Genomic DNA, 16386 nt, shown 5'->3' on the forward strand with positions numbered 1-16386 from the left:
AGAAAAACTTTAATTAAAAAAAAGTGTTACGAGATTTATATGCCTGTTGGCCTAGTGCCTTTTACCCACTAATCTTCAGGCGAACTACAAGGGATAGAGACGACGACTCGCGTGCCCACCCCCTCGGTACTGTAAATATCTACTTTTCCGCCGTGCTCTTCTACTATTGTTAGCGAAATGGACATACCAAGCCCTGTACCTTCTCCCGGCGGCTTAGTGGTATAAAATGGGGTGAATACTTTGTTGAGCACCTCGGCTGACATCCCAGCGCCTTCGTCTTCAACAATGAGCAGCACGTTGTCGTTGTCTCTCTCAACTTTCAACGTAATATTTTTACCCTCTGCAGTGGCATAAATAGCGTTGGTTAAAAAGTTGACAAGAACCTGCTGTATTTGCCCTGAATTCCCTTTAAACGTCACATCATGTTCTGGCTCACAAAAAATGACATTGTTTTTATACCTATGAAGATTATTGGTGAGTTTAATTGCGGTCTGGAACGCCTCTGTTGCACTTATTTCAGTACGTTTATCAGAGTTCGGGTAAGAAAAGCTTCTCAGTGCTTTAACGATATCAATAATCCGCTCTATCCCCTCTGAAGACTCTTCAAACATCTCAGCAATATCATTAGCACTGTCTTTTAAGGCGTAATCCTTCTCTAACCTCTCGAAGGTGCTGGCTATGTGTCCGCCGGCCTCACGACACAAGTCGCCTATTTGCTCAAGGGCACTTTGGTAATCATTGAAAATTTCTTTAGCAACTGTTGTGTTACTGCGAACATAACCAATAGGGTTGTTAATTTCATGGGCAATCCCCGCAGCAAGCTGCCCAAGCATGGCCATTTTATCGGCACTAACAAGCCTTTCTTCCAACTGCTTCCTATCTTCTTGCATTGTTGATATGGCAGCTTCTTGGTGGCTAAGCTTATGGGATTTGAGTTGATAGCGAAGGCCAAAATTCAAATAGTGCTTTGTAGTATCGAGTATATAGAGGGTTTCTTCGTCAAGATTGTCGTCTTCGGTTAACAACGCTAGCCAAGCAAATTCGTTATCCGCAAGCTCATGCATAAAATGAATAACTCTCGCTTCCTTTTTTGTATCATCGCGCTCAACAGCATTAACACACCAGTGGGCGTAACCTTCGGTGAAGGTTAAAGGCAGCTCATTAACAATAAGCGTAGAGAGGTCATTAGCCTCAATCCAACCGTCGTTCGGCGTTAATACTTTATTGTCATCACCTACCACCATATCGCCATTTTTCACAATGACGGCTTTTCCACAGCTGGCCTGACAAAACTCAACGGCGGACTCAAGCGCAGAAAAAATAAAGGATGCGACAGTGTTGTTTGCACCAAGCTGTGATGCAGAGCGACTTAAATAGAGCAGCTCTCGTTCTCGCTGCTTAGAAGCTTGAAGGGATTTTCGGAGGGCTTGGTTAGCTAAATACGCATCTTGAGAATAGGTTTCTAAAAAGGATTCAGCGTTTTTACGGGCTATTTTTTGGCGCTTTAGCTGCCGCTCTAATGAATTGACGCGGGCTTCAAGCTCGTTAATCCTCTCATTGGCAATGTGGTTTTTCTCATTACTCAAACGTAAGCTACCTTCAAGACAACGACGGGCCTTAAACCTAGACCCGCTTAATTGCTAGCAATGACTAATAATTAGCTAGCGTGTCGAGAATCTGCATCACTCGTGCGCTAGCCTGCTCCATTTCTATAAGCTTAGCATCAGATGTCGATTGATCACCTGCTAATTTTGCTTCTATGGCTGCTTTTCCACTCAAATGTACTGTTGCATGTGGGCTATCAAGCTCTCGGAAAGCTGCTGACTTACCTACATGGCTACCCGTATTTTCCCTGTACCACTGCCCTAAGCGACAATTTGTGTGATCTGATAGTTCGGATACTGACTTATTGCTATACCCGCAAAGCATGGCATAGATATCAGCTTTCCAAACAACATGGTCTAACTTAACGGTTTGAATAAACGTGCTAAAGGCACCATCAGTTATGGTCGATTTCATTGTCTTACAATGAGCCACCATCCCTTCGTAACTGCCGTTTAACTCGTTAATACCCGCTTCTAAGTTTTCGTTATTACTACGCAGTTCGTTTACACCCGACACCGCTTTTGCCGTGCTCTGAATAATGCCGTTTACTAATTCAGATACCTCCGTTGCCGACTTATTCGTTTCAGTCGCAAGTGCTCGTACCTCATCGGCAACCACACTAAAACCTCTTCCCGCATCGCCGGCTCTAGCGGCTTCAATTGCCGCATTAAGTGCTAGTAAGTTAGTTTGGTCTGATATGCTAGTAATGGTTGTAACGAATTTATTAATGTTATCCGCTGTCGTTGATAGACCGGAAATACGCTCACTCATACTGCCCATTTGAACATTTAAGCCGCTCATGTCGTTAACAATGTTGCCAAGCGTTAATGCTGACTGCGAAAACAAGGTATCAATATCGGATATTGAACGGCTTTCGGCGTCGATGGTTTCAAATGCAGCCAGCACTGTTTCTCTAATGCTGTCTATTTGCTGTAATGCATCTATCACACACTTGAGAAGTACAGAATCATTAGCCTGAGTTTCCGCGGCAGTCAGCTCTTCAACTTCGTTAGCTAAGGCTGAGTTTTCAGCTTCTAATTGCGCTACCTTATCCAAGGTATCTTGAAGACGCATTTCTAGCTGCCTAGCTTGCGCTTCTTTTTCTTCATATTTACCGCGTGAAACAAACATATAATTTACCGAAAAGTGAGAGTAATTCGTTTTTTTTAAGAGTAACAGAAAGTAAACCGCAGTGACTATTAACCTGAAGTAGAAAACGAACATAAAAGCATGTAGTTACGTTATCGACCATACCACGCGCTGCTTTAACGCTTTACTAATTTTCAGCTGTTAAGGGCCTTTTATGATTTTAGATAAGAGTTTGGCGATAAAAATAAGGTTCAACACTGGATAGCGGGCCTACAGTTTCTCACTGCAAATGCCGTGTAAGAGTGTGAACTTGCAGCAGCAACTCTTATCAACGTTTAGATGAATAGTAGGAAACAGCTTATTAGTAACATTTCAACAAATTGAAAAGAGGTTACCATTGCAGCATTTTTACAAGATGTCTTTTTCAAGCAGTTGGCCCGCGGTTTTCAGCAAAAATTAACAGTCGCTAACCAATTATTTACTTGTCTTATTGTTGCGGTGATTTTCCACAATGGTGTTTGAAACGCTAATATTAATGTTTGCGCTACTAAGTGTAGCGACACTTCTTCAAACGCTGAGCGGCTTTGGCTTCGGTCTTATCGTGGTGTCTAGCTTTACTCTGCTTAACATCATGCCGCTTACGGCAACCACGTTTTTAGTCAGTTTTTTAAGCTTGTTTAACTCTGTTAGCTTGGTGTTTAGAAACACCCACCATGTAAATAAACAGGCCTTCATAATCTTACTATCAACAGCAATCCCATTTTTAGCCATAGGCTATGTGCTGTTGGAGTACCTTTCACAATACATGTCAAACTGGCTAAATGTGTTACTTGGGTGCGTTATTTTATTGTGTTGCTCACTACTGCTGGTTAAACGCAGTGTTTCATCACCGTCGACTTCGCCTTTTGGTTTTGGTGTAGCAGGCGCACTTAGCGGAGTACTCGGCGGATTATTTTCAACATTCGGACCACCGGTTGTATTTCAATGTTACCGCCAAACCTGGTCAATTGTAGAAATCCGCATTACGTTGCTCGCGTTCTTTTGTATGACTTCGCTACTAAGACTCATTGTAGTTCCTTTCGGTACACTGCCCTCTTACGACATGTTTATATCGACACTTTTCGCCGTGCCTGTGGTACTCATTTTCACACGAATTGGACGGCTTCTTTCAGCTAGAGTATCTGCAAAACACATTCGAGCCCTTGCTTTACTGATGCTTACCCTAAGTGGCAGTCTGCTTATCATTCAAAATATACAGATTTGACATAAAAGCATGTAAATAAAGCGCTGTGAATGCAAACTCGGCAAATAAGTGCTATTTCGAGTGTTCAATTTCTACATGTTCGTTGTTGTGAGAATGTCGATGAAGATGGTCTTTACTATCTCTACATGGCTCTCCAGGAAGCTCAAATTCTATTGTTGTATGAGCAAGCTGAAATTCAGTCAAACGCTCTGCAACTTCACTTTTGAGCCTTAGCAGCGTCTGTGTATCCACACTACAGTCAATCACTAAATGGGCGGTGAGTACATGCTGTTCACCGTCTAATGACCAAAAGTGCAGATGATGAACTTCCTCGACATGGGGCACTTCAAGCAGCGCGCTGCGAATTGCTACTCTGCTTTCTTGATTTGGTACGCCCTGTAAAAACAGTTTCATGGTTTTCACCACATACCTCACAACGTTGATCGAGATAAATAGCGTAAATATGATGGAGAGAATAGGATCAAGAATTGGCCAGTGTACAAACTGCAATAAAATGGCAACACACAACACTGCAACCCACCCCATCACATCTTCAATTAGGTGCCAGTTGAGCACTTTCTCGTTCATAGAGTGGCCGCCACTTAATTTATAAGCTGCGAATCCATTAACCGCTATTCCCATTATCGCTAGCACTATCATGCCTTCAGTGACTGGCATGGTAGGGTTAAATAGTCTCGGTATTGCCTCAAGCAATATCCATATTGAACCCACAATCAAAATCAGTCCATTTATCATTGCTCCAAGCAAACTTAGCCGCTTAAAGCCGTAAGAATACTTTTCAGTTGCAGCTTTATGCCCCAGCTTACTGAGATACCAAGCAAGCCCTATAGATAGCGTATCGCCAAGGTCGTGCACTGCGTCAGCCATAATAGCCACACTGTTTGTTAACCAGCCGCCAATAAATTCAATAATGGTAAAAACAAAATTTAGCCAGAAAGCCCAACCTATTCTATTACTGTCAGTAACCTTGCTTTCGTGGTGGTGTTCGTGGCTATGCTCGTGGTGATGGTGATGATGCATTTGTAGTGCTTCCATTTTTAGGTTCGACCATCAATAAAAAGACGGCCGTTTTTTTATTGTATTATCAAAATGCAGTGTTAGCGATTTTCACAAGCTGAGAAAACATTGACTCACTGACTATCTTTGCTTTTCTCGTTTACACCTAATTTCGCACACAAAATCTCAACATGCCGTAACACTTCTAGGCAAATATATACTTTAGAATAAACAACATATTCACAAATTTAGAGTTCCGCAATTGATACTGGTGGCAACTGATTCCACGTTCTCAAACAAAAGTAACAAAAAAACAATCTCACCCGGAAAATAAAAGCATATTTTTCATGGTGATACACATAGAAAAAGATTGTTAAATCTTTGTTGAAAATCGAGAGGAGAGCAGCTGTTTAATGGCAATATGCAAAAATGTTAAACACTTTACACTCGCTGTTTAATGTTAAAAATATGAAAATATGATTGATCTTTTGATCGCAAGGCCTTAATGTTAGCAAAATGTAAGCGCTTCCAAATTTATTACGCCGAATTTTGTAAGCGCTTTCAAAAAAAATATAAGCCATCGCGGCGATTTCTTTACAACACTCTTAGCAGGGCTGAAAGCAATGACTAAACATGCATCAAAAATTACGCGGATTACCGCCGCGTTGTCAGTCACGACCCTATTTGGCTGCGGTGGTGGAGCCACCACATCCACAGATATCGACGTCGTTGACGCGTCAGCGCCGGTTTCAGACTGGCAGCTAGTTTGGAGCGACGAATTCGACGGTTCAAGCATCGATGAAAATAAATGGACCCACGAAGTAGATTGCGCCGGCGGTGGTAATAACGAAGCACAGTGTTACACCGACAGCGAGAGCAACTCATTTGTCGACAACGGTATGCTAAATATTGTTGCTCTTCCCGCAGAAGAAGGCGCGCCTAAGCCGTACACATCTGCACGCCTAAATACACGTTATAAAGGCGACTTTAAATACGGCCGTATTGAAATGCGTGCGAAAATGCCTGAAGGTCAAGGTTCTTGGCCAGCATTTTGGATGATGCCAACCGACGAAGTATACGGCGGATGGCCACGCTCTGGTGAAATCGACATCGTGGAAGCAGTGAACCTTAAAGCTGCCGACATCGATGGCAATCCTGAAAATCATATTTATGGCACACTTCATTACGGTCAAGAGTGGCCGAACAACGACAGTTCAGGCCAAGCTTATTCGCTACCAAACGGTGCTAACCCTGCCGACGATTTCCATACCTATGCCATTGAGTGGCAAGAAGGCGAAATCCGCTGGTATATGGACGGTTACTTGTATGCTACGCAGCGTCGTTCTGAAGTACGCGAAAATAGTAAAGGTGAAGCCACCGGCCTTTCACACCGCGGCTGGTATGCAGAATACTATGAGCAAGGCACAGGTGAGTTAACAACTCATTGGGACAATGCACCTTTCGACCAAGAGTTTTATCTTATTTTAAACCTTGCTGTTGGAGGAGCATGGCCTGAGTCTGTGAATGAAACAGGTATCGACGCTGAAGCATTTGCAGAAGGTCAAAGCCTTGAAGTTGACTATGTTCGTGTTTACGAATGTGCATCAGACCCAATGACAGGCAAAGGCTGTGAAACGGTTCGCCCAGGTTACGACTCACTTGAAGATGCGCTAGTGGAAGGCGCGGCTCCAATTCCGTCACCACCATCTACAGGTATCGCGCAGAACCTAACTATTTTCGACGGCACGCCTAATCCAAACTGGCCAGCATGGGACTGCTGCGGTGGTTCTACTCCTGCACTCGTTGAAGATGCAGAAGAAGGTCAGGTTTACGAGTTTAGTATTGGTGACGCGCCAACAGTGATGGGCTTTATTAGTCGCTCGGCATTTATCACCGACCCAGATGGCCAAGCCTCACCGTTTGACGCTTCGCCAATGGAAGAAACTGGCAGCATTAAGTTTGACTTAAAAGCTGTAGCACTTCCCAACAACGCAACAACTTCATGGTTATTTAAAGTTGAGAGCTCAGAAGGCTCTACCTTCGCCGAACTTCCTTTAAAGGATGGCTACGTAGGTCCAGCGGATGTAGCAGGCGACACACCTGAGCAAGGCGTGTGGGAGTCTTACGAGTTCCCATTAAGCGTGCTTGCGGAAGCCGGTTTAGACACCAGTGCTATCGACGTAATCATGGTATTCCCACTATGGGATACAGGAAGCGGTGCGGTTTACCGTATGGCCAACGTTGAAATTTCACAAGAAGGCGGTGCGTCATACCCTGAGCTTACTATCTTCGAAGATGGACAAAATCCAAATTGGCCAATGTGGGATTGCTGTGGCGGTTCAACACCAACCGAAGAAATGGATGATGAAGAGCACGGCCTTACTGCTGAGTTCCGTATAGGCGCAGATCCAACAGTTATGGGCTTCACCACTCGTGCTATTGATGGCGGCGGTGCTACTCCATTTGACGCTACTGCACTTACCGATGGTGGTCTACTTCAATTCGAGATGAGAGTTGTTAGCTCGCCAAATAATCCAGACTCAACTTGGTTATTCAAAATTGAATCAAACGACGCTGCCACTGCTGTCGAGCTTCCACTTAGCGACAGCGTAGAAGGTCAGGCCCCTGTTGAAGGTGAGTGGCAGACTTACACGTTCTCCATTGCCGATTTACAAGCTCGTGGCCTAGATGTAAGCGGTATTGACGTCATCATGATATTCCCAGCGTGGAGCACGGGTGAAGGAGCAGTTTATCGCTTAGATAATGTGAAGTTCTTCCACCCTGATAGTGGCAACGAAGCTCCAGCAGGCGGATTGAACATTTTCTCTGACACCGCTGCTGAGCAATGGTCTATCTGGGACTGCTGTGGTGGTTCAACACCAACAGAAGAAGTAGATGATGCCGAACATGGTACGGTTGCTGAATTCAGAATTGGTGAAGCACCAACGGTAATGGGTTTCCTTGCTGATGAAGACGTGTCTTACGACGCATCTGCATTGCTCTCTACAGGCGTAGTTCGCTTTGAAATGAAAGTAAGCGCAATGCCAATTGATACATCAGGTGATTGGTTATTCAAAATTGAATCAATTGGCGCATCAACCGCAGTTGAACTACCGATGTCTGCAAGCTTAGAGGGTGTAGCCCCAGTTGAGGGCGAGTGGCAGACATACACTTTCCCACTGCAAACTCTTTATGACGCAGGCCTGGATATCAGTGCTATCAACGTTCTTATGATGTTCCCTACATGGGGTACAGGTAATGGCGCTGTATACCGCGTAGACAATGTTGAAATAGCAGCACAGTAATAAAGCAATGTGCCGCCAGTAGCCCTGGCGGCACGTCAAATTGATAAGAATTAGTAGGCAATTATGAAAAACACTACCTTTAAAAAGACCCAGCTTGCCACTTCTATGGCTTTGTTATTGGGCTCTACCTTGGCAATGCCTAGCTATGCACAAGAAGACGAAACAGCCACTCCAGAAGAAGGCGAAGTTGAAGTTATCCAAGTAAGCGGTATACGCGGCAGTATGATTCGCTCCATGGACTTAAAACGCAGTTCAAACGGTGTTGTTGATGCAATATCGGCAGAAGAACTTGGTAAGTTCCCAGATACCAACTTGGCAGAGGCGCTTCAGCGTATTACCGGTGTAACCATAAGCCGTAATAACGGTGAGGGTAACGAAATCACGGTACGTGGTTTTGGTCCAGAATTTAACTTGGTAACGCTAAACGGCCGTCAAATGCCGGGTACAGGTTTCACTCGTTCATTCAATCTGTCTAACCTCTCATCTGAAGGTGTTAACACGCTTGAGCTTCAAAAAACTGCTCGCGCTGAAAACCCAAGCGGTGGCCTAGGCGCAACGGTGAATATCATTACCATGAAGCCACTCGCGCAATCAGGGCAGCAAGCCTCATTTTCAGTAAAGGGTATTTACGATACGTCAAACGAAGAAGGTGATGATGTAACACCTGAAATTGCAGGTGTTTACAGCAATACTTTTGCCGATGACATGTTTGGTTTTGGTGTATCTTTTTCTCACCAAGAGCGTGACTTCCAGCAGCAAGCGGCGAACATTCAGGGCTGGCAGTTACAAGAGAACGATGCGCTACCTGAGTTAGACCCAGAAAATGTAGTTGATAACCGTTCAAACATTACCAATGCGGCGTTCTTCCCGAAAGATATGAACTACAGCATTAGTGATGTTCAGCGCGAACGTTCAAATGCGCAAGTGACCTTCCAGTTCCGTCCTATCGACGACTTCACAGCAACGGTAGACTACACGGCGTCTCGTGCTACCACGGGTACTAACACTGTTGGTTGGGGTATTTGGAATAACTTCGGTTCAAACATTAATGCTTATGAGCTAGATGCAAACGGTACGGCAGTTTTTGCTGATATCAGCGGCGACGATGGCTCGTTCACTGCCAGCAGAAATACCACACGCGTTGACGCTCGCTCAATTGGTATTAACCTTGATTGGATGGTAAACGACGACTGGCATTTAGCCCTCGATTACCATGATTCATACAACGAAATAGACAACGGATACGATGAAGGTCTTGGTAGCTCTGGCCAAATTATCCTTGGTTCAAATCAGCTTCAGTCAAAAGTGTATGATTACCGCGAAGGTGATATTCCTCAGGTATTTGTAAACTGGAATAACGGCACCAATGAAATTGCGCCTGGCGAAATAGACTCTAACTTTAGCCAGTTTATCTATTCTCCTGGCCGTTCTGATATTGAGCAACTTCAATTAGACGGTACTTGGTTTAACTCTGCTTTTGATATTCCTCTAATTAAAGTGGACTTTGGTTATGCACGCACAGAACAGGCTCTAAGTGGATTCAACGCGTGGAGCGGACTTCGAGGCGGCCCGGGCTTTAACCCATCGTTTACTCAAATATTCCCAGACAGCATGTTCGTACGCAACGACACCAGCGGTTTCCTAGATGCCTTTAGTAGCGGTGGTGCGAATATGAACCCTGGGTATTACTATACCTTTGATTTCGACGAAGCGATTGCCCGCCAATTGGCGTTTATTACTGCTGATGTCGTAGGTGAGGCTAACGCATACTCAATCGATCCATATTACATGGGTGCTCCTTCTGTAAGTAATGTAGAGGAAATTACAGACTCTATTTACGTACAAACCGAGTGGGATTTTGAGCTAGGCGATTACTACGTTCAAATTAATGCAGGCCTGCGCTACGAAGAAACAGAAGTACCTAGTTCAGCAGAAGTTCGTGTTCCACAGCAAGTCAACTGGGTAGCCGCTTCTGAGTGGATTACACAGTTTGAAGAAGGTCTTCAGTTACAGGACTTTACAGGCGAGTACGACATTCTTCTGCCTATGTTCGACGTAAAAGTTGACGTAACTGACGACGTGGTAGCACGTTTCTCATGGGGTAAGTCAATTACCCGAGCGCCTATTGGTTTATTGCAAGGCGGCCTAGCGTTTAGCGGTAGTCCTAAAATTGGTGCTCGTACTGCCTCAGCGGGTAATACAAGCTTGCTGCCTTTTGAGTCATCAAACTTAGACCTCTCTTTTGAGTGGTACTACGACGAAGCAAGCTACGCGGCTATAGGTCTATTTAGAAAGTCAGTAGACAACTACATCACAACAACGGGCCAAGACCGTCAGTTCGAAGGTCTTAATGATATTTACTTAGGCCCCCGTTGGAATGAAGCGGTAAATGCACTTGAAGCAGCTGGTACACAGGCTACTGATAGCGCTATTTACGACTACTTTGTGAACAACGGTTATGCCGATGAAAACGGTGTTGTAACACCGAATGCAGACGACCCGCTTATTACATGGCGTACAACACAGCCGGGTAACTCTAGTGATGCGAAAACCGTAGAAGGTATCGAGCTTGCTATTCAGCATACATTCGGTGAAACCGGCTTTGGTTTTGGCGCGAACGCCACATTAGTAGATGGCGATGTTGAGTACGACCCGTATAACCTTGAAGAGCAAGACCCACTAGTAGGTATTAGTGATTCTGCTAACTTCCAAGTGTTCTATGAAAAAGACGGCTTGTCGGCAAAAATCACTTATGCGTGGCGTTCAGACTATGTCGTTGGTATTGGCCAAGCTCAAGGCTCGTCGGATAACCCAGCCACTCAGTTCGACACGTACGCGCAAATTGATGCAAGTATTAACTATGACGTTAATGAACATCTTACTGTGTTCCTAGAGGGCATTAACATCAACGATGAAACTGAGCGTGGATATGGACGTTTTGAAGAGCAGTTCTTATTTGCTCGCCAATATGGCCCGCGTTACACACTAGGTGCTCGTTATACATTCTAAGTGTATTTAGGGTTGGGCTTGTATTTAACAACGAGCCCTATTAAAAAGGCCGCTTCATTCACATGAAGCGGCCTTTTTTATTGGCATGAGTCAGTCCGTTTTAGAACGAACCGATAACAGACAGTCTTGCATTAATTGGCGCACCAACCGTTGCTTGATGTCTAGAGTGCGCGTTCGGGAAGTACAATGTGTCAGTTAGGTTTTCCACATTAAGCTGTAAACGCATGCCGTTGTTTAGCTCGTAGTATGCAGACGCATCGACACGGGTGTAGCTTGGTAGAACTGGCGAATCGGTAGCGGTAACCACAAAACTCTCATCTTGATAGGTTGCGCCAATACCAAAGCCTAATACGTCGCTTACTTGATATGTTGTCCAAACCGACATGGTGTTTTCTGGAAGCTCACGAAGCTCTACTCCACTCGCATTTTCACCGTCTAAGTTGCTGTAGTTGGCAGTAACAAACCACTTATCAGTAATGTAGCCCTGTAGCTGCAGCTCAAAGCCTGACACATCAGAATCCACTTCTACGAAGCCTTCCGGGTCGTTAGGATCGTTATCCAATGAGGTTTGCTCGTTTTCAAATATCGCTGCTGTAAAGCTCATGCTGTCAGCAAAATCCCACTTCACACCAATTTCTTGGTTAGTAAACGTATCAGGGTCTAATCTATTAGCATCGCCGTTAATATTGGCATACTGCTCGCCACTGCGCGGTAAAAACGACTCACTGTAGCTGGCATAAATAGAGATATTTTCTTGCGGCTTATACACCAAACCTGCACGAGGAGAGACTTCCTCGTCAGTGCGGTTACGGGTTTCTAATACCTCAGGGCGTGCGTCAAATACTTCAATATCGAAGCTGTCGAAACGAGCACCTAATACAAGGTCGAAGTTTTCAGATAGAGCAATTTCGTCTTGTACGTAAAATGAATATACTTCTAGGTCTACGCGGGTATCGTCGTTTAAATCTGTAAATGCAGTAGTGACTGTATTTCCAGCCGCGTTAGTACCTGTTAATCCTCTAAAGTCTAAAGGGCGGCTAACTAGGAAATCTTCTTGGTCGTCGCCATTTGAATCGAAGACCGGGTTTAAACGATTCTGATCAGATTCAGTATTGATAAACTCACCACCGAAAATAACCGTGTGCTCAATGCTACCCGTTGCAAACTCACCGACTAGGTTTGCCGATAGGATAAGATTCTCACGTTCAGTACCGTCAATGTAACCATCAAGCGTCGCAACGTTTGTCTCTGGGTCAAAGTCAGCGGCATAAAAGTTGGCGTATACCTTGTCATAGTCACCGTAAAAGGCGTTAAAGTTACCTTTTAAGTTGTCTGAAAAGTTGTGCTGTAAGTTAGCGCGAAACACGTCAGCTTCTAACGTTTGATAGTTATTTTCAGGGTCGCCAAAGACAATGTTTTCAAACGCTTCTACCGGCTCACCGTTTGCACCAGTAGGAACACCACGGTCGATAAAACGCTCGTGGTCGATATACTCATAGGATAAATCAACGATTGTATCCTCGCTCAACTGAAAGCGTGCTGTAGGGTTAAAGCCGTAACGATCGCCGTAAAAGAAATCACGATGGTTATCTAGACTCTCGTACATAGCATTAATTCTTACCGCAGAATCTTCGCCAGTGTCGATGTTGGTATCAAGCTGTAAGTTGTACGCGCCAAATGTGTTAGCAGATACGTTGTAGTTTACAAACTGCTGATCGATAGTCGCTTTCTTAGAAACTCGATTTAAAATACCGCCCGTGCCGCCACGACCGAACAGTAATGCATTAGGACCACGTAAAATTTCAACTTGCTCAACATTGTACAGCGCACGATAGTATTGAACGTCGTCGCGATTACCGTCTATATAAAAATCGGCTGTTGAACGTACACCACGAAACACAACGGCGTCACGATGCCCCTCACCTTGTGAAGTGTTTACCCCAGGGGTGTAATCGATAATTTGGCCTACGCTTGTAATACCGCGGGCAGTAATTTCCTCTGCCGTCATGATAGATAAACTTTGTGGTACATCGATAATAGGAGTAGGGCTTTTGATAGAGTTTGATTGGTTTACCGAAAGATACTTTCCTTCAACAGTAAGTCTTTCAATATCTTCCATTGCAACCCCAAGGGCAGCGGGACTCAACATTACGGCTGTAGCAATAGTCGTAAGTTTAAATTTCACTATAATTCTCCACGTGTTCTACAAGTTTTATGTGTGATTTTGGTTAGTAGTCAGGGATTAACCCTCTACTTATACTATTTGCACTGCGTCTTGAATGCGCCTTTTAATGTAAATAGGAATAGTTACCATTTCGATAAGCGATAATAAAGGAAAACTCAGACGTTTGCGAGTCGTGGAGTGATATTTTTAAGAATACGTAATGAAAAGGTATAAATTTAACGTTAAGGCAGCTTAAATGGAAAAGATAAGCGTTAAAGATCAATTAGGTGAAAAATACGCAGAGTGTGTTCGAGAGTGTCTTGGGTAATCGAAAACAATAAAAAAAAACCGCTCAAAAATAAAATTTGAGCGGTTTTTTATTGATTTTAGTACGCTTTTATTTACAGCTAATATCTGCGCTTTCTGCGGTATTAGGCGTAAATTCAATATCAGCCAAACTAACACTCGCTTTACCAGCACTTCCTAGCTCGAACGGCACCACTAAGCCAGTGAAGTCGATCCCCTTATCAACAAAGCACTGCAGATCAATGCTGATTGAAGACCACGTATCTAGGGGTAACGCGTTTACTTGCTCGCTAATATCGATTTGTGTTGAGCAGCTTCCCGGTGCATCTCCTTCGCCTTCACAGTTCATTCCCACGGTTAAACCGCTCTCAATATCGCTATGGCGGCTAACGCTAAAGGTTAGTGCCCCATTAGTCAGCAACTGTGCGCTTAAGTCTTCCCGGAAGAAGCTCTTACTCGCAAAACGCATGGCGGCAAACTCACTGCCGTCGAAGGTGACTTTACGAGCATCTTCCTGAACGACTTTATCCACAGTGCGATAATTAATAGCCCCTACTTTGTGTGTGCTGGCATTTACTGTTAACGATTCGTCACCTGAGTAAAGCCATAGTATCCAAGGAGATTGAACCGCTCCGTTAAGGATCTCAACAGACTGACTATTGTCACTGCTTACACTTACTTCAGTGTTTAAATCATCGGATAAGACATTTTCATCGGCATACGTTAATCCAAAGCCATAAGGAAGTAATGGCTCATAGTCATCATCGCCTATATTCACAATTTGCTGAGGCTCTGCTGGCCACGAGAATGGAAGTTTGCCTTTAAAGTCTTGCTCGCCGAATAATACATCGGCTACCGCTGCACCTTCTGAACCTGGCAACCATGCTGCCACAAATGCGTCAGAGGCGTTTAGTTCTGCATTAACCCACATAGGGCGGCCGCTTATAAATACAGACACCACTGGGATACCTTGAGACTTAAGACGCTCAAGCAGCGCTAAGTCTTTTTTAGTACCGTACTGATAAATTAACGTTTCTCTATCGCCATGACCTTCCGCGTATGGCTCTTCGCCAAATACCACAATAGCCACGTCTGGAGTTTCGCTTTCACCCTCAAATGCACCGTCAACAGAAAGCATGACATCGCCACCAGCATTTTCTACGTGACGTTTAATGCCGTCGTATATTGAAGTGCCACCCGGGAAATCATCGTTAGTGTTATTCGTACCCTGCCAGGTAATACTCCAGCCACCAGATTGCTTACCAATATTGTCTGCGGCATCGCCAGCAACTAACACACGCTTATTCCCTGACAAAGGTAATAGGCCTTGTTTATTTTTAAGCAATACCAATGATTCACGAACGGCCTGACGAGCCACTTCACGATGAGACTCTTTGCCTATAAGCGAACGATCACCAGATAAGGGGCGATTAGCTGGACTAGGCTTGTCAAACAAACCTGCGCGTACTTTAACCCGTAAAATGCGACGCACAGCATCGTCTATTCGTGACATGGGTATGACCCCATCTTTCACGTGGGCAAGCGTAGATTCATAAACACCTTTCCAATCGCTAGGCACCATAAAAATATCTAACCCAGCGTTAACGGCTTGTGCACAATCTGTATTACTACACCCTTTCACTTGGCCGTGACCATTCCAGTCGCCCACAACAAAGCCGTCAAAGCCCATTTGCTCTTTTAATACATCGGTCAGCAAATATTTGTGACCGTGAAGCTTTTCACCATTCCAACTGTTAAACGAAGCCATAACAGACTGCGCACCAGCGGTTAGCCCGCCAACGTAGCCTTGGGCATGGATATCAAACAGCTCTTGCTCGCTGGCAACGTTGTCGCCTTGGTCGTCACCACCTACAGTGCCGCCGTCACCGACAAAGTGCTTTACGGTACTGATAACCCGCTGATCGCTCAAAAAGTCTTTGTCGGCAGCGCCCTGCAGGCCCTTTACCACCGAAGCAGCATAGTCACGAACAATGGCAGGATCTTCTGAGTAGCTCTCGTAAGTTCTCCCCCAGCGATCGTCCCTTACCACGGCCACCGTGGGTGCAAATACCCAATCGATGCCCGTTGCCATAACTTCTTTAGCTGTTATGTGAGCAATCTGCTCGACTAGTTTGGGATTCTTTGCCGCACCCAATCCAATATTGTGGGGAAACAGCGTAGCGCCAATCACATTATTGTGACCGTGAACTGCATCTGTTCCCCACATGGTTGGAATGGTTGAACCGTCTAAACTGTCATCAATAGACGCTTGATATAGCTTCTCAGCCAGCGCAACCCAATCGTCAGGCGTTGCGTGCTTATTATTGTCTGGAAACGCGCCACCACCGTTAAGATACGAGCCAAAACCATACTGACGCATTTCTTCAACCGTAATATTGCGGATTTCTGGTTGAATCATTTGCGCTATTTTTTGCTCCAACGTCATTGTCGACATCAACTCAGACACCTGCTTTTCTACAGCCGGATCTTTTTCTACTTCGATATCAAGCTTTGGCCAAATTTTTGCCGCACCGCTTTTTTCTGCGCTCTCATCCTGATTGCTAGCCGATTCTTTCTCTGCAACTCCGCAGCCGCTTAATAATACGCCAGCAATTACGGAAGCGAGTAATGTGTTTCGCATCGTTACT

8 protein-coding genes are annotated in these 16386 nt (G+C 44.7%); 3 read left to right on the forward strand and 5 right to left on the reverse strand.

Annotation, left to right across the window (positions count from 1 at the left end):
* Positions 1 to 68: 68 nt before the first annotated feature.
* Both GTW09_RS06400 and GTW09_RS06405 read right to left on the reverse strand, forming a co-directional pair.
* On the reverse strand, positions 69 to 1586 hold the full coding sequence (locus GTW09_RS06400; protein ID WP_163110961.1) for a sensor histidine kinase: 1518 nt from the start codon (positions 1584 to 1586) through the stop codon (positions 69 to 71).
* 64 nt (positions 1587 to 1650) lie between these two features.
* Positions 1651 to 2736, reverse strand: a complete 1086-nt coding sequence (locus GTW09_RS06405) for a methyl-accepting chemotaxis protein (protein WP_163110963.1) — start codon at positions 2734 to 2736, stop codon at positions 1651 to 1653.
* Between the two features lie 469 nt (positions 2737 to 3205).
* Here GTW09_RS06405 and GTW09_RS06410 point away from each other — a divergent pair, with 469 nt between their 5' ends.
* Positions 3206 to 3958 carry a sulfite exporter TauE/SafE family protein gene (locus GTW09_RS06410; RefSeq protein ID WP_163110965.1) on the forward strand — a complete coding sequence of 251 codons (753 nt, stop codon included), beginning with the start codon at positions 3206 to 3208 and terminating at the stop codon, positions 3956 to 3958.
* Positions 3959 to 4009: 51 nt separating this feature from the next.
* Here the strand turns inward: GTW09_RS06410 and GTW09_RS06415 are convergent, their stop codons facing one another.
* Positions 4010 to 4993, reverse strand: coding sequence for a cation diffusion facilitator family transporter (locus tag GTW09_RS06415; RefSeq protein ID WP_420809541.1), 984 nt, complete (start codon positions 4991 to 4993; stop codon positions 4010 to 4012).
* Between the two features lie 584 nt (positions 4994 to 5577).
* Between GTW09_RS06415 and GTW09_RS06420 the strand changes: the two genes are divergently transcribed.
* Both GTW09_RS06420 and GTW09_RS06425 read left to right on the forward strand, forming a co-directional pair.
* Positions 5578 to 8259 (forward strand): glycoside hydrolase family 16 protein, encoded by a 2682-nt coding sequence (locus GTW09_RS06420; RefSeq protein WP_163110967.1) that lies wholly within the window; start codon positions 5578 to 5580, stop codon positions 8257 to 8259.
* A 63-nt stretch (positions 8260 to 8322) separates the two neighbouring features.
* Complete coding sequence (locus GTW09_RS06425; RefSeq protein ID WP_163110969.1) at positions 8323 to 11268, forward strand: TonB-dependent receptor; 2946 nt, start codon at positions 8323 to 8325, stop codon at positions 11266 to 11268.
* A gap of 100 nt (positions 11269 to 11368) precedes the next feature.
* Here GTW09_RS06425 and GTW09_RS06430 read toward each other — a convergent pair whose 3' ends face one another.
* Positions 11369 to 13453 carry a TonB-dependent siderophore receptor gene (locus tag GTW09_RS06430; protein WP_163110971.1) on the reverse strand — a complete coding sequence of 695 codons (2085 nt, stop codon included), beginning with the start codon at positions 13451 to 13453 and terminating at the stop codon, positions 11369 to 11371.
* Positions 13454 to 13829: 376 nt separating this feature from the next.
* Positions 13830 to 16379 (reverse strand): glycoside hydrolase family 3 protein, encoded by a 2550-nt coding sequence (locus tag GTW09_RS06435; RefSeq protein ID WP_163110973.1) that lies wholly within the window; start codon positions 16377 to 16379, stop codon positions 13830 to 13832.
* Positions 16380 to 16386 lie beyond the last annotated feature (7 nt).

The sequence above is a fragment of the Alteromonas hispanica genome (genome assembly GCF_010500915.1).
GTDB classification, from domain to species: domain Bacteria; phylum Pseudomonadota; class Gammaproteobacteria; order Enterobacterales; family Alteromonadaceae; genus Alteromonas; species Alteromonas hispanica.